The sequence below is a fragment of the Desulfosporosinus sp. SYSU MS00001 genome (genome assembly GCF_049943955.1).
Classification (GTDB): Bacteria; Bacillota; Desulfitobacteriia; order Desulfitobacteriales; family Desulfitobacteriaceae; genus Desulfosporosinus.
This window is the reverse complement of sequence record NZ_JBNFTW010000004.1, coordinates 316,675-334,887: the sequence shown is the minus strand read 5'-3', so window position 1 is coordinate 334,887 and position 18,213 is coordinate 316,675. Positions and strand designations below refer to the sequence as shown.

14 protein-coding genes are annotated in these 18,213 nt (G+C 41.4%); 4 read left to right on the top strand and 10 right to left on the bottom strand.

Translation table 11 applies throughout. The features are described from left to right. Positions 1-5: 5 nt before the first annotated feature. The 9 genes from ACPUYX_RS10220 to ACPUYX_RS10180 form a co-directional block, all read right to left on the bottom strand. Positions 6-3,164, bottom strand: a complete 3,159-nt coding sequence (locus ACPUYX_RS10220) for an efflux RND transporter permease subunit (protein WP_426379556.1) — start codon at positions 3,162-3,164, stop codon at positions 6-8. 162 nt (positions 3,165-3,326) lie between these two features. Then, the gene (locus ACPUYX_RS10215; protein ID WP_426379555.1) at positions 3,327-3,863 is read right to left on the bottom strand and encodes a PadR family transcriptional regulator; all 537 of its coding nucleotides are present in this window, start codon (positions 3,861-3,863) and stop codon (positions 3,327-3,329) included. Positions 3,864-4,263: 400 nt separating this feature from the next. Beyond that, positions 4,264-5,232, bottom strand: a complete 969-nt coding sequence (locus ACPUYX_RS10210; RefSeq protein WP_426379554.1) for an ABC transporter ATP-binding protein — start codon at positions 5,230-5,232, stop codon at positions 4,264-4,266. After that, complete coding sequence (locus tag ACPUYX_RS10205) at positions 5,229-6,212, bottom strand: ABC transporter ATP-binding protein (protein ID WP_426379553.1); 984 nt, start codon at positions 6,210-6,212, stop codon at positions 5,229-5,231. Before ACPUYX_RS10205 ends, ACPUYX_RS10210 begins: the two co-directional genes overlap by 4 nt. Before the next feature lie 14 nt (positions 6,213-6,226). Further along, positions 6,227-7,156: an ABC transporter permease gene (locus ACPUYX_RS10200; protein ID WP_426379552.1), complete on the bottom strand. Its 930-nt coding sequence runs from the start codon at positions 7,154-7,156 to the stop codon at positions 6,227-6,229. A gap of 5 nt (positions 7,157-7,161) precedes the next feature. Next, positions 7,162-8,178: an ABC transporter permease gene (locus tag ACPUYX_RS10195; RefSeq protein WP_426379551.1), complete on the bottom strand. Its 1,017-nt coding sequence runs from the start codon at positions 8,176-8,178 to the stop codon at positions 7,162-7,164. Positions 8,179-8,277: 99 nt separating this feature from the next. After that, positions 8,278-9,849, bottom strand: a complete 1,572-nt coding sequence (locus ACPUYX_RS10190) for an ABC transporter substrate-binding protein (protein ID WP_426379550.1) — start codon at positions 9,847-9,849, stop codon at positions 8,278-8,280. A 353-nt stretch (positions 9,850-10,202) separates the two neighbouring features. Next, the gene (locus tag ACPUYX_RS10185; protein ID WP_426379549.1) at positions 10,203-10,829 is read right to left on the bottom strand and encodes a response regulator; all 627 of its coding nucleotides are present in this window, start codon (positions 10,827-10,829) and stop codon (positions 10,203-10,205) included. Continuing rightward, complete coding sequence (locus tag ACPUYX_RS10180) at positions 10,826-12,157, bottom strand: sensor histidine kinase (protein WP_426379548.1); 1,332 nt, start codon at positions 12,155-12,157, stop codon at positions 10,826-10,828. Before ACPUYX_RS10180 ends, ACPUYX_RS10185 begins: the two co-directional genes overlap by 4 nt. 130 nt (positions 12,158-12,287) lie before the next feature. Between ACPUYX_RS10180 and ACPUYX_RS10175 the strand changes: the two genes are divergently transcribed. Continuing rightward, a complete protein-coding gene (locus ACPUYX_RS10175) occupies positions 12,288-12,794 on the top strand; it encodes a DNA-binding response regulator (protein ID WP_426379547.1) in 507 nt (168 codons plus the stop codon). Between the two features lie 389 nt (positions 12,795-13,183). Further along, positions 13,184-14,269 (top strand): hypothetical protein, encoded by a 1,086-nt coding sequence (locus tag ACPUYX_RS10170; RefSeq protein WP_426379546.1) that lies wholly within the window; start codon positions 13,184-13,186, stop codon positions 14,267-14,269. Positions 14,270-14,620: 351 nt separating this feature from the next. Here ACPUYX_RS10170 and ACPUYX_RS10165 read toward each other — a convergent pair whose 3' ends face one another. Beyond that, a complete protein-coding gene (locus ACPUYX_RS10165; protein ID WP_426379545.1) occupies positions 14,621-15,889 on the bottom strand; it encodes an HD-GYP domain-containing protein in 1,269 nt (422 codons plus the stop codon). Positions 15,890-16,086: 197 nt separating this feature from the next. On the opposite strand from ACPUYX_RS10165, the gene ACPUYX_RS10160 reads away from it, so the two are divergent. Both ACPUYX_RS10160 and ACPUYX_RS10155 read left to right on the top strand, forming a co-directional pair. Continuing rightward, positions 16,087-16,575: an RNA polymerase sigma factor gene (locus ACPUYX_RS10160; RefSeq protein ID WP_426379544.1), complete on the top strand. Its 489-nt coding sequence runs from the start codon at positions 16,087-16,089 to the stop codon at positions 16,573-16,575. Then, a complete protein-coding gene (locus ACPUYX_RS10155) occupies positions 16,562-17,914 on the top strand; it encodes a hypothetical protein (protein WP_426379543.1) in 1,353 nt (450 codons plus the stop codon). Before ACPUYX_RS10160 ends, ACPUYX_RS10155 begins: the two co-directional genes overlap by 14 nt. The last annotated feature ends 299 nt before the right edge of the window (positions 17,915-18,213 follow it).

Genomic DNA, 18,213 nt, shown 5'->3' with positions numbered 1-18,213 from the left:
CACTCTTAAGCCTCCGTATGTTTTAAAATCTTTCGTCTCTTGCGAGGACGGTTTTTTATATCATCCATAACGGTATAAACTACAGGCAAGATAATAGGTGTGAATATCGTTGAGGCAATCATGCCCCCGATAATGACCAGGGCCATCCCAACTTTCATCTCGCTGCCCTGACCGAACGTAAATACGGCAGGCAGCATTCCTACGATCATCGTCAGTGATGTCATTATGATCGGTCTCAGTCGAGTTGTTCCCGATTCAATCAAGGCCTCTCTCAAGGATTTGCCTCTCTTCATTAGGGTGTTGGTATAGTCAATAAGCAACGTCCCATTTTTAGACGCCAAACCGTCAAGCATAATGAGCCCTATCATTGTTGTCAAGTTCAGAGTGTTTCTCGTAATCGCCAGCATGACAAAGGCACCAATAATTGCACAAGGCAAGGAAAGCATTCTAATCAAGGGGGTCAGGAACGATTCGTAGAGTATGACAAGAATCATGTAGACAAGTACGATTGATCCCGCCATAGCTTCGCCAAGGCTTCCAAAAGAATCCGACATGCTTTTTTGATTTCCGCCAAATTTTATACTATATCCATAAGGCAGGGAGATATTGCTCAATTTGCTTTGAATTTCTGCATTAGCAGTTCCTAAAGCTACATTTTGCTGCAAATTAGCCGTAACATTAATAACCTCTAACCTATCCTGCCTGGAGATGGTTTTCTGACTATCTGCCAAGACAATAGAGGCAACTTGGTTCAAAGCGATTTGCTGTCCTGCGGCATTCATTATCTTAATAGAACCGATGTCATCCGGAGTTTTTATCTGGTTGTCTTCAAAACTTACGACGATATCGTGAGAGGTGCCGTCGCTGTCCGTGTATTCTCCCACCGTCGATCCAGCGATACTTGTTCTTAGAATAGATGCAACATCGGAAGGAGATACGCCGTATTGATTACAGGCCAGACGGTTAACATTGACCTTAATTTCATTTTCATTTTGTCTTACAGAGTTGTTAACATCAACAACACCCGGTATTGATTTAACTAAGTCTTCAACTTTATAAGAGATGGTTTTCAAAACAGTGTTATCGCTGCCTTCCAGATTTATCTGTATACCACCTCCGCCGCCTCGGCCTCCGCCGCCGAAGCCAAACCCTCCAGAACCCATGGATGCTTGGGAGACCATTAGGCTGGCGCCCGTTAGCTTTTTACTCCACATGCGAATTTCATCGCCCACTTGGGCTTGGGTCTTCTTGCGCTGACTTTTATCCACAAGTCCCACAACGAAATTAGCCGTAGATTTATCACTGCCGCCTATCCTGGAAAATACGCTCGTAACTTCCGGCAACGTATGTAAGTATTTTTCAACAACAGTTGCTTTGCTTTCAGTTTGCTCAAGGCTGGACCCGGGATTAAGCAAAAGATTAACGGACAACTGATTATTGTCGGTCTGAGGAATAAACTCTGTCTTGATGGCTCCCAAGGGCAGTAAGGCAATACTCGCAATAACTCCGATGACAAAGACCGCGATGATTTTCATCCGATGATTCATTGACCACAGCAGAGTCTTTTTATACTGCTCTGTAGCTTTTTCGAAGGGATGTAACTCTTTGGCCTTTTGGAATAACCTTGAACGTTCCAAGACCTTGAGAAGATATTTTCTTAACTTACTATTCCCCTCAGAATCAAAGGGATTAACTTCGTCACGTAAGATTCTTGACGAGAGCATAGGGGTTACGGTAAAGGAAATAAAGAGAGAAAATAACGCAGCAAAAGCCACAGTAAGACCGAATTCCCTAAACAGTGCCCCTGATGTTCCTGACACAAAGGCTACCGGTGTGAAAACAACAACATCGCAGAGAGTTATAGCTACAGCTGCCATCCCAATTTCTTGCCGCCCATCCAGAGCGGCTTGCGCTGGACTTTTACCCATTTGCCGATGCCGAATAATATTCTCCAGAACGACGATGGAGTCATCAACCAAAATGCCGATGCAAAGTGACAAAGCCAAAAGCGACATCATATTGAGAGTGAAATGGCATACGTACATGGCAAAGAAGGTTGAGACTAAGGAAGTTGGAATGGCGATCAAGACAATGAGTGATGAACGCCAGTTGCGCAGAAATAAGAATAACACCAGGGCAGTAGTAATGATACCTTCGATAATATTTTCCTTAATATCGTTGACTGAAGCCTTGATAGAGGTTGTGGTATCGTAAGCAATGCCCAGATCAACTCCTTTAGGAAGAGTTTTTCTGATATTGACAAGTTCTTTTTTAACTCCATCAACTGTCTCCACCACATTAGCATCACTCTGTTTTTGAATGCTTATGGCTATAGCGTTTTTGCCGTTTAATTTAATTGAGGTATCATTTGTCGGGTAGTCAAAATTAACCTGAGCGATATCACCCAAACGAACACTGCCGGAGTTACTGGTTGGAACCATGATATTTTTGACATCATCAATATTTTGGAATTCTCCGATCATGTCCACCGTTAAGTCACTTTGATCCTGAACAATATCCCCTGCCGGAGTATTTACGTTTTCGGAACTAATTAAGGCCATTAGCGTTTTTAGGTTAATTCCATAATATTCAACGGCAGATTTATCCAGTTTTACTTGCAGCTGCTTAGCGTTTGCTCCCATAAGAGATACTTGCCCAATATTAGGGAGATTCTGAAGTCCCTGCTGGACGTTATAAGCCACATTATAAATTTCATCATAAGATGTTGACCCGGATACTGTAAGCATCAGTACAGCAGAGGCATTCGGGTCGATCTTTTGGATGATCGGTTTTTCCGCCTCTGTCGGCAATTGCCTCTCGGCTCTGTCCACTGCTTTTTCCACATCCATAAGGGCAGAGTTAATATCTGTATCCTGGGTGAAGGTTATAACTGTTGTGCCTGCGCCCTGCCTCGCCGTCGATGAGATGGTATCAATTCCGCTTATCCCGGAAACGGCATTCTCTAGAGGCATTACAATTTCTTTATTAATTTCATCAGAACCTGCGCCTGCATAGCTGACCGAAACTGTAATGACAGGTATATTCATAGAGGGAAGCATGTCTACACCCATATTGTTGTAGCCAATAATTCCCAGTCCTAGGAGTAACACTACAAGGATAATAATTGTTGCAGGCCTTTTTATCGATAGTTCAGTAACACCCACCAAATTAACCTCCAAACTTGACATTCATTACTACAAATTAAAATCTTCACTTGTCTTGTTCCAACGATAGACTCCCACTTCTACAAGCGGGAGTGGTTCCCATACCTTGCTTCGGTGGGGGTAGAGTCCGAAGCCCCAATGTTCACCTTTAGCTGAACGAGTTCATTCGCCTTTATTGTCCATCTCCTTTAGAATTTTTTCCAAAAACTGTTGCTCCAGCTGATAATGAGACAAGAGATATTCTTTGACCATCAGTCTCTTCGTAGGATATAACTCTTTTGTTTTGGCGAACTTCTCATTAAAATGATCCACAAAATCATTGAGATTTGTTAAGCGTTCTTGAATTGTTTGCTTGAAAATTTCCGGGTCCATTAAATTACGGCAGGACAAACCGACGCTTAAATCAAAATAATAGCGCTCACTGTGTTTTAAAATTTTTTCAGTTGCATGTTCAAAGGCTTTATTGCCGTTTTCCGTTATGTAGTAGCGTTTCCGTTGAGGCATGTTACCTTCTTTTTCAATTTTGTAGGCGAGAAGGCCCTTATTGCATAACCTATCTAAAGCCTGATAGATTGTCGTACCCCCAATTTTGACCCACGTTCTTATTTCCCGGTCTTCAATCATCTTTTCTATTTCGTAAGCATAGGACGGTTTAGTCTTGACAAATTTTAATAACATAAGTTCTTTATTTGATAACATAGATTTCACCCATCCTCATTAATAATACTACTAGTAATAGTAGTATTATTAGTAGTACCAGTCAAGAAGAAATCACCTCCATTGTCTTTCCAAATTATGTAGATTAAGCTCTCTTTAATAGCACCAGCTTATAACATGCCCTTTTTATAGGATAAACGAATTCTGTTAGGATTTAATGAAAAAGATCTTTAGAAAGTGTTAAACCTTATTATGGGAAATACGTCCAGGACTAGCGGGGAAACTAATGAGGACCTCCGCGTCCGGAGGTCCTTGCGCAATGCCCCAATAGAGATAACCATAAAATATTGGGACAAGATTATTGAATGATGAATGTTACTTAATTAATGGGCTTTTGCTAGTATAACCGATTTACTGCTTTTTATTAAAAGAAGATCAGAATTTAGTCAAATAAATGACAAGCAACAAAATGACCGGGAGAAACTTCTTTTAATTTTGGTTCCTGGAGTTTACACGATTCCTGTACCTTGAAGCAGCGGGAAGAAAAACGGCAGCCTGCCGGTGGATTAATGGGACTGGGTACGTCCCCCTCCAGTATGATGCGTTCCATTTTCTTCTCCGGATTGATGACGGGGATAGCGGAAAGCAAAGCTTGGGTATAGGGATGCTGCGGATTGGCATAAAGTTCTTTCTTCGGAGCAATCTCTACCAATTTGCCCAAATACATGACGCCTACACGGTCACTAATATGTTTAACAACGTTCAAGCCATGGGCAATGAAGAGATAGGTCAGGCCAAACTCTTCCTTCAAATCACCTAACAAATTCAAGACCTGAGCCTGAATGGACACGTCCAGAGCGGAAACCGGTTCGTCGCAGACGATAATCTTCGGTTCTACTGCCAGGGCACGAGCAATACCGACACGCTGCCGCTGCCCGCCGGAGAATTCGTGGGGGTAACGGTTACGCTGGTGGCGAGCCAGCCCTACACAGTTTAAAAGATAAATGACACGCTCTTCCACCTGATTTTTCGGCAACAGGCCATTGATAAGAATCGGCTCGGCAATAATGTCACCTACCGTCATTTTAGGATTCAGTGAAGCGTAGGGGTCCTGAAAAATCATCTGGATATCCTTACAATATGAACGGCGTTGTTCTTCATTAAGAACTGTCAAATCCTTACCTTCAAAAAACAATTTACCGCTGGTCGGACTGTAAAGATTGACCAAAATCTTACCGAGAGTCGTTTTTCCGCAGCCGGATTCGCCTACTAAACCAAAGGCCTCACCCTTATTGATGCTAAAGGATACGCCGTCAACGGCTTTTAAGACGGAGATGGGTTTGCCAAAAAAATTGGTATCGACAACAAAATGTTTAGCAAGGTCTTGAATATCCATCAACACTTCACTCATTGTTTACCCGATCCTCCTTCCTTAGCGTCATATAAAAAGCACCGTACCTTATGGCCGTCAATGTCCCGCAATTGGGGCATTTCCTGAGTACATCGCTCCATACTCTGCTCGCAGCGATCAGAAAAGGGACAACCTTTGGGCATATTAAGGGGGTTGGGTACCATCCCTTTGATCATATATAAAGGTTCATCGCTGTCATTATCAATTTGCGGTATAGACCGCAGCAATCCAATTGTATATGGGTGCATCGGATGATTAAATAAGCTTCTGACATCGGCTTCTTCCATGATTTTACCGCAGTACATGACAATAACCCGGTCAGCGGCTTCAGAAACCACGCCTAAATCATGGGTAATAAGCATTACTGCCATATGGAACTTTTCTCTCATGCGATAGAGAAGTTCCAAAATCTGAGCCTGAATGGTCACATCAAGAGCTGTCGTAGGTTCGTCTGCAATTAACAGTTCAGGCTCGCAGGCTAAGGCCATAGCCGTCATCACCCTTTGGCGCATGCCGCCGCTCATCTGATGCGGGTAATCGTTGGCCCGCTGAGCTGCTGACGGGATACCTACCGTTTCTAACATCTCAATGGTCCGCGCCAAAGCTTCTTTTTTAGAAAGCTTCATATGCAGCATGATACTTTCCATAATCTGATCTTTGATACGCCAGACAGGATTAAGCGATGTCATGGGTTCCTGAAATATCATGGAAATTTGATTGCCCCGCAGCTTTTGCTGTTCTTTCTTACTCAACTTATTTAAGTCCTGGGATTTATATAAAATTTGCCCGCCGGTAACCCTGCCCGGATTTTGCAAAAGCCCCATGATGGAAAGGGAGGTTACACTTTTGCCCGAACCGGATTCACCGACAATAGCCAAAATTTCACCCTTATCTATTGTAAAGCTGATATCATCAACAGCCTTGACTATGCCGCGCTTCAGCTTAAATTCCGTTGTTAAATTTTTTACTTCCAGCAACATCCTGTTCACCACCCCTATTTTATTCTGGATTTAGGATCAAGGGCATCCCGCAGCCCGTCACCTAACAGGTTAAAGGCCAGCACTGTAATTGTGATGGCAATACCGGGAAAAATCAGTGTATAAGGGGCGGAGAAAATAAAGCCCCTAGCCCGACCAAGCATATCGCCCCACTCGGCGAATGGCGGCTGAACTCCCAGACCCAGAAACCCAAGGGCTGCTGTATCCAACACGGCAGAGGAAATACCCAAGGTAGCCCTGACGACGATCACAGAAATAACATTGGGCAGAATATGTTTATAGATAATACGGCTCGTTTTGTTGCCCATAATTTTTGCTGCATGAACATAATCATTTTCTTTAACTGAGAGAATACTGCCACGTACGATACGAGCATACTCAGGAATCGATACCAGCCCAATGGCAATAATCGCTTTATCCAAGCCTTTGCCCAAGGCCGCCATAAAGGCGATCGCCAACAGGATCGACGGAATGGCCAGCATCATATCCATAAGTCTCATAATCACTGTATCCGTTTTGCCGCCGCGATAAGCAGCAATGGCACCAAAGACAACTCCAATGGTTAAGGAAATAGCTACAGCTGTAACACCTACGAACAAGGAAATTTTCGTTCCATCAAGGATTCTGCTAAACATATCCCTGCCTAGTTGATCTGTCCCAAACCAGTGCTGGGCGTTAGGTTTGATAAAACTTTTTGTCATATCGGCATAATTAGGATCATAGGGTAATATCTGTTTGCCCATGAGCTCACTCAACCAAACCGTCAGGGCAATCAGAGCCAAAATTCCAATGATAAACAGGCCGACAACTGCGGCTTTGTTCAGTCTGAGTGTTTCCCACATTACTTTAAGCTGCGACTCCGGTTTTTCCACGTATTCTGCAGCCTGTAGATTTTCATCGGGATTCGAAGAATATGTTGGTTCCATACAAGCTACACCTCTTTTTTCGAATATTTAATACGTGGATCAAGGAAGGCATAAATCACATCGACAATGAGATTCATTAAGACATAAATCGTAGCTACCAGTAATACCACACCCTGAACCACTGGAAAATCAGATTTCAGAATACATTCCACAGTATAAGCGCCGATCCCCGGCCAGGAGAACACTGTTTCTGTCAGTACAGCACCACCGAGAAGGCTGCCTAACTGTAGACCAATTACGGTGACAATAGGTATCAAGCCGTTGCGCAAGGCATGCTTGCGGATCACTTTGCCCTCCGGAACTCCTTTGGCCCGGGCAGTTCGAATAAAGTCCTGCTGCAGTGTGTCCAACATACTGGAGCGGGTCATTCTGGTAATGATCGCCATGGAATACATGGCTAAGGCACTCGCCGGCAAAATAATGTGCTTCAAGGCATCGAAGAAAGAGTCCATGTTGCCTGCCATCAGGCTGTCAATGAGGAAAAAGCCAGTAATATGCGCAGGCGCTAAGAGGGGATTAATCCGGCCGTTGGAAGGAAGCCAGTGCAGTGCACCGGAAAAAAGAATGATTAACAATATTCCCAGCCAAAAAATCGGCATTGAGACACCAATTAAGGCTAAGAACATCCCGGCGTTATCAAAAATCGAGTTCTTCTTGACTGCAGAAATTACACCAATCACTATACCGAAAAATGAGGCCAAAATGATGGCGACAAAGGCCAATTCAATGGTTGCCGGAAATCGTGACATAATTTCTTTGACAACAGGCAGCTTAGTATAGTAGGACGTTCCAAGATCCCCGGTCAATGCACCTTTGAGATAATGAAAATATTGCAAATAGATGGGATCATTTAAACCATTGACCTGCCGCCAGGCATCTGCAGCCTGCTGGGTGGCATGCTGGCCTAAAACAATGGGAGCAGGATCCGGTGAAAATACGCGCATGATCAGGAAAACGATAATCGAAACCCCTAAAAGCACGGGAATCAACATTAATAAACGTTTTATTATATATCTGAGCATCAGCAACACCTTTCCCCAAATAAAACATAAAATAAACAAACCGGGAACCGGCTTGAGGCCGGTTCTCGGCAGTCTAAATTATAAAGAACAACGCCAAAGTTATTTCTTAGATACACCTACAAAAGGAGTAATACCTGTCATATGGAAATAGAAGTTTTGGACATTAGGTCTGTAAGCACAAAGGGTTTGAGCGTGGGAAACGGGAAGCCACACTGCATCAGCGGCTGCAATTTTTTCCAATTGGGTGTAAATTGCGTTGCGGGCATCACCGGCAGGGGTAGCTACGCCTTTTTTAATTAAGTCGTTGAATTGAGGATTATTATACAAAGCAATATTCATTGTCGGATCGGGATCTGATAAGAGGTTCATGAAGTTATCCGGGTCTCCGTTGTCGCCGACCCAACCGTAGAAGGCAATATCATAATCTCCTTCTTTAACTTTTTGCTTATAAGTGGTCCAGTCATAGGAATCGATTTTAACGGTAACTCCAACTTTGGAAAGATAACCTTGGATAGCCTCAGCTAACACTTGACCGGTTGCGGTGTTGTAAGGTCTTGGGTTGGTATAAGTAATCATGTGTACACTCGTTAATCCGGCAGCTTTTAACGTTTTGGCTGCAGCTTGCGGATCATAGGCTACTTGAGAAATACTCTTGTCATAGCCTTCCATGAAGTCCGGCATAATTGAAGTTGCAGGTTCGGAATAACCTTTATACAGGCTCTTCACCATTTCAGGAACATTGACGGCCTGAGATATAGCCGCACGGAGATTTTTGTCATTGAAAGGTTTACGTGAGGTATTGTAAGCCATGTAGTTAATGTTCATGCCCGGTGCTTGGAAAATCTTATTGCCGGCATCGGTGATCTGTTTTACAACAGTAGCATCGATACCATCGATAACATCAGCTTCACCATTGTTTAAAGCAACAACGCGGGCGGAATTGTCTTTAATAAATTTGAAAACAACATTTTTGATCAGAGGTTTAGTTCCCCAATATTGATCATTGGCAACTAAGACAATGTCTTGATCCTTATCCCACTTAACAAATTTGTAGGGACCTGTTCCAACAGGAGCTTGGTTTACGTTATTGTTATTATCTTTAAGAGCTTTAGGACTAATCATGGGAGCGGCCATGATCATTGCTAAATTCTTTAAGAAGGGTGTGCTTGGAGACGTTAAATTAATTTTAACGGTATTTGGATCAACAACCTGTACATCTTTGACAGAACCGAAGACGAAGGATGCATAGGCCATATCTTGAGTTACTTTAGGTGGTAACTGACGGTCAATGTTAACCTTCACTGCATCAGCATTAAAATCAGTACCATCTTGGAATTTAACACCTTTACGAAGATGGAAAGTATAGCTAAGTCCATCGGAACTTACATCCCAGCTAGTAGCCAGGGAGGGTTCTACCTTTGTGGAATCTTTATCGTACTTTAAAAGTCCTTCATAAATGTTACTCATTACTTTAGCGGACTCGCCGTCATCAACGAGAGCCGGGTCCAGTCCTCTAGGTTCTGCCCCTTGAGCATAAACCAAGGTATCGCTGCCTTTCGATGAACCGCTGCTCGCTGAACCGCTGGTAGAGCTGCTGCCGCAACCTGTTAAGGAAACAAGGACAAGAGCTGCAGATAGAGCCAGGGCCATAATTCTCTTTACTTTTCTCATTTTCTTCCTCCTACTTCGTTGAATTAGAAAATATCACATATTTCCTATATTTTATATAACACCTCCAAATTATTTTCCCTAATTATAGCAAATGAACTTGCCCAACTAAAGAAATAAAAAAGATAAAAAGTGTTTGATTATTGTATACAATCGTAAATACGTTACTATTATATAAGAACCCTTTGAAGAATCTCGCAAAAGTTAATTCGTTCAACTAAATCCGAACATCGGAAACCGCTTCCACTTGAGGTGGAAGTCTTAGAATAGAAAAATGCGGCACTTACTAATAAGCCTGAGCCTCATAGTAAGTGCCGCTGCTAATCCTACATATACTTCAACTCTGGAGTCAAAAATCAAATCCAACAATAGCGATTTTTGGGCCGACCGATTTTCTGATAACTCGGTATGGACTGAACTTTACCGTTATTAACAAGATAGGTAAGATAGCGATAAACGGTGGGAACCGCAAGGGACAGCTTTTTGGAGATCTCCTCTACGGTTGAAGGTTCGGGACAATCGGTGAGATAGCGTTCGATATAGGAGAGCGTTGATTTACTTATTCCTTTGGTTACAAAAACATCGTTTTGTACTTTGGTGTTGGCTTGTACCGCCTTGGTCATATACAGCAGTCGCATGTGCAATTGGACCCGGGCAATTAAATCCGGTGCCTTGACCGGCTTAAGGGCAAAGTCAGTAGCACCTGCATCGAGAAAACGATCAGCAATTTCCTGCCGTTCATCCACAGTGAGTACAAGGATGGGAATTTCTTGATCATGCTCTCTAATCAAGCGAACCGTTTCTAGGCCATCAATTTCCGGCATATGATAATCTACTAAAATAATATCCGCTCCATGGGTAAGGAAGCCTTCAATTCCTTCTCTGCCATTTGGATAGGCTATAGGGTCCCATCCGGCGAAACTGAATATTTCGCTTAAGGTATAGCGCAGCGACTGCTCATCATCCATAATTATTATTTTCATTGGCTCTCTCCCAAAGGCAAGGTTATCCAAACCTTAGTTCCCTGGCCTACGGCACTTTTTATATTGACAAATCCCTCATGCCCTTCAGCGACCTGTCGTACAAAAGCCAGGCCAAAACCAGGATGGTTTTTGGTGCTGTATCCGGTCTTCCAAATTCTTTTGACATCGTTTTCTGTTATACCATAGCCATTGTCTTCCACTTCAAGGTTCACTGTATTTTCCATTGTTTTGGCACGCAAAATAACCCTCCCATTTTCACGATCCTGCACTGCATCCAGAGCGTTATCAATCAAATTTATGATTGCCCGGGTTAACCTGATTTTATTAATGTAAAGATTTGATCGGGGTTCTCCCTCTAATTCTATAGCTACGGATACGTTTGTCCCACTAAGGCGGGTGGCTCGAATATAGTCAATTAGGTCTTTTAGTTCACACCAATTCTTACGGTCTTCATATAAGATTTCCGATACCATGGCGCTCATAGAATTAATGGAACGATAAATCGTTTGACAATATTCCTGCATCTTTGGGTCCGGCCAACGCGTCTCCATAAGGGAAACCAGACCCTCAATGGTCGCTAAAGGCGTTTTTAGATCATGAACTAAATGAAGCACCTCTCGTCCCGAACGGGATTCATTAGCTTCAAGCTGGGCACGAAGCAAATCCTGAGAAATAGCCCATTTCTCCATATATAAAATTAAATAAACCCACAGCGTGATCGCGCTGGCAACGAAGATAAAGAACAGCACATTGGCATAAAGCGTCAAAACCTCGCCAAATCCAATTTGAATTGCCGATTGTTTTAATTTAAACGATAAGGACCCCTGACCAAAGCCGTAAGGTGTTAGAAAAGGAACTTGATTTAACCAAGCAACGCCAAAAATTAATTGAGAAAAAACTAAGAGTTTCATCCCAATATTTAATTTCTGTTTGCTTAAGGTCTGCATCACTACAATCATCAGCCATAAAAAAATATCCGTGGCCCCAAAACTATAGTTTAAGGGAGTAACCAAGTTTACAATTACATAAGCGCAAGGAACAACGGTCAAAGGGATGACGGTTTTTAAGGCAGGCCGTTCAAAGACTTCCGCCATTCCATCCCCTAACATAACCACGCTGAGAAACTGAGGTATAGAAATAATCGTATTAATTGACACGATCAGGAAGGCATTAACCATTAAGGCACTTCCGTCTGTCTTTTGATGCATCGTTTGCAGTAATTGGTCCAAGCCAATAAGCTGCGGTTTTATCCAATAAGGTATTAATATTCCCAATAGGAATAATATAATTCCTATCCATATTTTTATAGACTTGAGAATTTTCCTCACAGCTTGCCTCCCTTCTCTTATATAAGTATACCATGAAAAAAGACGACGGATAGCAAAAAAGCCTTGAAAGGGAACAATAATCCTCTTCAAGACTTTTCTTATTTTATGTTTCTTAGTCTCGGTAGTGTGTATGTGTTTTCGAAATCCGATTGCGGGATACCGAAAAGGAATTCGGAGAGTCATTGAAATCGGTTCGAATACGCCCATAATCATTTATACAGGATATGAGATTACACCTTACTTCAATATCTTGGTAGAAGCAAAAGCCTCAGGATTTATCAGTAAGACTGCTTCCAGAGAGCAACTTGTTACTGCGGTTCGATGTGCTTTGCGTGGTGAAACGGTTATCCCCATATCCCTATTACGTCAGCTAAGGCGTCAAGATGTACAGATTAAAGCATTGAGTAATAATGAAGGCCTAAAAGGAGTATCATTCGATGAGAAGGAGCTATCGATTCTTAGAGAAGTTGCCAGAGGTAAGGGTAACAAGGAAATTGCGGATTATTTGTTAATAAGTCAGCGTGCTGTTGAATATAATTTGACTCGGATTTTTGGGAAATTGAATGTTCGCTCGAGATCAGAAGCAATATTCGAAGCTAAACAACTTGGGGTTATTCCAAATGAGGACTTCATATAGATAACGTAAAAATATTCAAGAGCCACGAGGCTCTTTTTAAGTTAAAGCGTTTACAAATCCGATTACGGTTTACCACAAAAATAATTGTGGTATCCCGCAACATTTTTTCGGTGCAAAAAAATTGGGATTATAGTAAAGTAAATATTGGCTATAAGGTTCAAAATTACAAATGAGGTCAAAACTGGTAAACATAATCTGCGTTAAATCTATGTAAACATTTGACGAGTTCAACATCTCTATACACTAGAGTGCACTATTGTTTAAATGGTTTGCGCCATTTAAATAAAAACGCCCCCAGATCATCAATACCCGCAAAGTAACCAATGATCTGAAGGCGTTAGCCCCTACACAAAATAGTTTCCCTGACTACGTGAAAGGAATGATACTAATTGTTTAAAAATATTCGTTTTAACACCCTTATTGGTTTATCTGTTATTTCGATACTAAGTATACTAATAGCTACCGGATGTAATTCAATGAAGGTCTCAAGTAATAATATTGCCCCAAAAAGCACTACTCAAATGCTGTCGCTTTCATGCTTTGAAACAAATGCAGATATTAGTTTATATAAACTGGATGCTAATACAAAGCAGACAGATTTGCTAAAAACTCAAATTACTCCAGGAGAATTTACTCCAAATGTGTTATCAGATGACGGTAATTTATATTATCCTAAACGAGATTCTAGTGGAAAATTCGTACAGTTATTCCGGTATAATCTAGCGTCACGGAAAGAAATTCAGCTTACAAGCCTAGAAAAAAATGACACTGTTCTTGTTGAATACTTAGATATTGATAATGAGACTTCGAAACTATTTATGCGAATTTTAAGAAAGAATCATGATAACTCGGAATTAGCAGTATATAATATAAAAACGGGAAAAATGGATGTATTTGGAGATAATGATAGGGATATAGAAGTTTTGAATTTTGACATATGCAAAGATAAAAAATTGGTGGCAGTTGCTACATATTCTAAAGCAGAAAACATTAATAAAATGGATAAAGCGAATAAGAACCAACTGTCTTTAGAACCAACTCAGCGTAATATCACTATCTATGATGAAAATGGAAATATCGTGAAGGAATGTAAACCAATCAATGATTTTGTGACTGATATATCCTTGTCGCCGGATGCGAGACTTCTATTATTTTCTATAAATACGGAATGGTTAGATGACAGTCATAGCAAAAAAAATATCGTTTGTACCCAAAACGTAGAAACAGGGGAAATAAAACAAGTATTAAAAAGCTCAGATCAATATCGGGAAATTGGAAATGCAAGATTTTCCGCAGATGGTAAGGGGTTCTTCTATTTAGCAACAAAACCTGATGCGAAATCTTTCGTAAATAATGGGGGCTATACAAAAGTGCCAAACACCATATTCTACTACGATCTACAAACCAAACAATCTAAAGAAATATGGAGTGCCAATAATAAAACGATTACTAACTATGTTGTATTAGATAAGTGACAGAGGAACCACCTGCTACCGAAGATGCCCTTTATTGCCGAGACGTGAGGTAGACTTCCGATAAAATATTCAGAAAAGGTTGGATTCGAATGAAATTGATTATTGCCTTAATATCTATTGCATTAATATTCAGTGCAGTTAGAAGCACTTCTCCCTGATAGAATATATTCATGCTGCTATACTTTAATACTTTACTTCATATAGTTTACTTAAATTATCCAAGAGCCGGGAGGCTCAGGCAGATGTAGGTAGTAATGCTGATAGATCACAAACCCATTATTGAAGGATTAATGAATGCTCGGCGCTAGCCTGAAGCTCATCCGTTTTTTTGAAATGGATGAGCTTCGCTCATTATTCCAAAAGTTCAATGGCGTTCAGGTTTTCATTTTTCGCCAATTTACAGAAAGTATTTACTAATTCAGGGTCAAGTTGCGAGCCTGAAACTCTCTTTAATTCTTCAATCGCCTCAACATATGACCTACCCGGTCGATAACTTCGGTCAGAGGTGATCGCATCGTATGTATCGGCAACGGCGATGATCCGTGATTCTAAGGGTATTTCTTCCCCCTTAATTCCGTCAGGATATCCTTTTCCGTCGTAGCGTTCATGATGATGACGTACCACTTTCCCAATATCAAACATAAATTTTATATTCTCAATGATCCCTTGTCCAATAACGGGATGGCTGCGAATTATATCCCACTCCGTCTCCAGAAGTTCTCCTTCCTTATTGAGGATAACATCACTTATCCCGATCTTGCCAACATCATGCAAAACTGCCGCATACTTCAGAAATTCAATTTTATCCTCACTCATCTCAATGGCCTCGGCTATAAGGAGTGCAAGTCTTTCGACTCTGGACGAATGCCCGCTGGTATAAATATCCTTTGCTTCAAGGGCCTGGACAAGAGCGCCAACTGTTTCGAGATGACCTTTTCGCATGGTAATATAAAGCTGAAAAGACCTGTGCGCTGCTAAGAGAGGTACTAAAAGCAGCAAAAGTCCCAAAGGCCCATAGTGATAATAGATCAAAGCCATTATGTACCCTACAGGAGCGAGAATAATAATATTTGGCAGCACCCAGCGCATATTGCTCAGCCAAATTGTCCGCGGCGGCTTCTCTTTCAGAAAGCCTAAACCTATTGTTACAAGCGAAATATTGGCAAGCATATAAATTAGAGATACCATGACATATATGACGAGGGAACGAAACTTATTATGAAAACCGCCGCCAATTCCCGCAAGCCACAAAACATATTGAGCAACAGCCTGAGATAACAAATACTGAGAACTGTTAAATATCCGTTTAAACAAAGGCTGTTCTTTGGCGCCCCTCCCCAGCGGGAAGAGACCTCCTAATACAGAAACCGAAAAAGCAACGCCTCCGGGGTATAAAATTAACGCCGTATAGAAAACAGCAAAACTTACTGTGACAAACCCGCCTCGTGGTAAGGCTACAGGAAATGATTCACAAAGTACGGCAAGTATTCCTAAGATCAAGAGATGTGTTATCGTTGCTGAGGTCCATTTCGTATGAACTATTGAAGCAATGAGAAGTACAGCCGCTGAAACCGTTATAAGCAGGAGAAAATGCTTGAATTTAATGGGCAAGTTGTTCATTTTTTAAACCTCATCATTTTTGAAGCTCACAAAGCAATAATAGCATGAAATAATTAGCAATGTCATCGACTTTTGTTTTCAGGATTTCACTTTGGATAACGCAGATGGATAAAGTTCACTTTCTTCTCCAAAAAAATAATCAACTTTGTGACTTTTTTCTATAATCAATCGTGTTATAGATGAAAGGAGATTCTTACATGCCCCAATGGCCTGGCAGTAGTTTTTCAACAAAATACAAGTTGTATGGCGATATGGTTTTCAAAATTGCCATGGTTCATCTCGGAAATAAAGATGATGCAGAAGAGATCATGCAAGAGGTATTTTATAAGCTTCTGTTCAAATCACCGACTTTTAATAATGATGGCCATGAGAAAGCATGGCTTATTAAAGTTACGGTTAATCTTTGTCGGGATACCCTGCGCAGTGTTTGGCACAAACGAGTCATAAAAATGGAGGAAGTAGATTATTATTACGATGATCCGGCGGACTTCAATATTTTAAAAGAAATCATCAACCTACCAATGAAGTATAAATCGGTAATTTACCTTTATTATTTTGAAGATTATTCGATTAAAGAAATCGCCCAAATTCTAAGCTGCAAAGAGTCAGCAATAAAAATGCGTTTGCAGAGGGGGCGTCAGCTTCTAAAAATAGAATTGGAAGGAAATGAAAATGAACAGCTTTGATATTAAACGCGTTATCGAAAAACTTGAGCCGGACGATGACATGGAACAGAGATTATCCGCCAAATTAAACGGGAAGCTGGCAAGAGGAATGCCCTTCAAACCTATCGCTGTAATAGCTGCTGGGCTGATCGTGGCTCTTGGGGCAGGTGTATTGGCCAATCATCAGATTGAAACCCCTCCCAAATTAGCTGTTCAAAACAATACCCCCAATAACACATCCATTGCTCTCCTCCCCGATAATAAAGGCGGTAACCAAGCGGAACAAAAAACTCAAGGAAATAATGTTCAAAATTCAAACCTCCCCCAAACTAATAACAATCAAAATAGTAACCAAACCAGCCAAAATATCGACCAACATACAGACCAAAATAACAACCCGACTGAAACTATCACTCCTCAAACCCACAGCGACTCCGACGTCAAATCACCGCCCCTTCCCAGTACTGATAAGCAAAATGACAACTCGAAAGCACTTCACCAGGACAACGAGGCCAACAGTTCTAAGCAAATCCCGGCTGAAAATGAAACAACACCAGAACCCAGAACTTTGCTTAGAGACAATGGCGGCAACAACGGTGTCAGTTCACAGAATCAAATATCGCAAGGGTTAAATCAGCAAAATGAGGGGATTTATATTCCCAAAGTTCAATTGCCGGTTAAGGCAACAGATTCGGTAACAACGGCAAAAATGATGGAACTTATTGTCTATCAAGGGAGGATATATATCCGAAGCACTTTAACCCTGGATCTGAACAGGGCCGCTGCGTTGGTTGACGAAAAGCTTGGCACCACGAAGGGAACTATCACAGAATGGAGTCAGCCGAACGATTATGACGAAGAATTGGCTTCGACGGTTGGGATCCAAGACGTCTATTCCGTCAAGGGCTATGACAAGAGCTTCAGAATTATGACGTATGGACAAATCAACGGTGAAGTTAATGCTCAGTTCTTTGATTGCCTGAACGGCATCACTGTGAAAACAGGACATGATATAGTTGGTAAGTTCCAGATCGAAAAAAATATTGCTTCAGTTCGTTATGAGGACTTCGATAGTTGGAACAACGGCAAAAATGATTTCAAATCCCTATCAAATCTTGATCAATTTAACGTTTTTCTGGCAGCATTAGAAAACTCAGTTCCCGTGGCTGAAGAAGGCTTAGACTATTTATTTTCCGAACAAGATACAACGGATCAGCGATTTTTGGATATCCGATTAAAAGATGGCAGCGGTGTGGAATTACGGCTTTTTAAAGAAGGCTATGTCTATATTAATGGCGTCAATATATTCTTCAAAGTGGATAGCCCTACATTTAACAACTTTTGGAACGGGCTGGCTTAACCCGCGAATTGATTTGTGGTTAACAAGCTCCGTCTATTGATTACTATGAAAGGGGTGATTACCAAGGAACAAACCTAGCTTTCTTAAGACAAAGCCTTGATTCGATCTGTAATAACTAGTCCGGATCTCACGTTCACCCAAAAACCCATAAATGTAAAACTTTTTCGTCTAAAGCTAAAAAATAAGGATTCCGTAGAAGGACTATATCCCCAACGACGATAGTACTAAGATAGTTCGCCGGCACCACTCCTACTTAGAGAAACGGGAATCTCACGATTGCATGGATATTGGTTATTTAC

Bases quoted from the DNA above. Each gene is read 5' to 3' on its own strand.
- ACPUYX_RS10215 (WP_426379555.1), bottom strand. From the start codon at position 3,863: ATGTTATCAAATAAAGAACTTATGTTATTAAAATTTGTCAAGACTAAA.
- ACPUYX_RS10210 (WP_426379554.1), bottom strand. From the start codon at position 5,232: ATGAGTGAAGTGTTGATGGATATTCAAGACCTTGCTAAACATTTTGTT.
- ACPUYX_RS10205 (WP_426379553.1), bottom strand. From the start codon at position 6,212: ATGTTGCTGGAAGTAAAAAATTTAACAACGGAATTTAAGCTGAAGCGC.
- ACPUYX_RS10200 (WP_426379552.1), bottom strand. From the start codon at position 7,156: ATGGAACCAACATATTCTTCGAATCCCGATGAAAATCTACAGGCTGCA.
- ACPUYX_RS10195 (WP_426379551.1), bottom strand. From the start codon at position 8,178: ATGCTCAGATATATAATAAAACGTTTATTAATGTTGATTCCCGTGCTT.
- ACPUYX_RS10190 (WP_426379550.1), bottom strand. From the start codon at position 9,849: ATGAGAAAAGTAAAGAGAATTATGGCCCTGGCTCTATCTGCAGCTCTT.
- ACPUYX_RS10185 (WP_426379549.1), bottom strand. From the start codon at position 10,829: ATGAAAATAATAATTATGGATGATGAGCAGTCGCTGCGCTATACCTTA.
- ACPUYX_RS10175 (WP_426379547.1), top strand. From the start codon at position 12,288: ATGTGTTTTCGAAATCCGATTGCGGGATACCGAAAAGGAATTCGGAGA.
- ACPUYX_RS10165 (WP_426379545.1), bottom strand. From the start codon at position 15,889: ATGAACAACTTGCCCATTAAATTCAAGCATTTTCTCCTGCTTATAACG.
- ACPUYX_RS10160 (WP_426379544.1), top strand. From the start codon at position 16,087: ATGCCCCAATGGCCTGGCAGTAGTTTTTCAACAAAATACAAGTTGTAT.
- ACPUYX_RS10155 (WP_426379543.1), top strand. From the start codon at position 16,562: ATGAACAGCTTTGATATTAAACGCGTTATCGAAAAACTTGAGCCGGAC.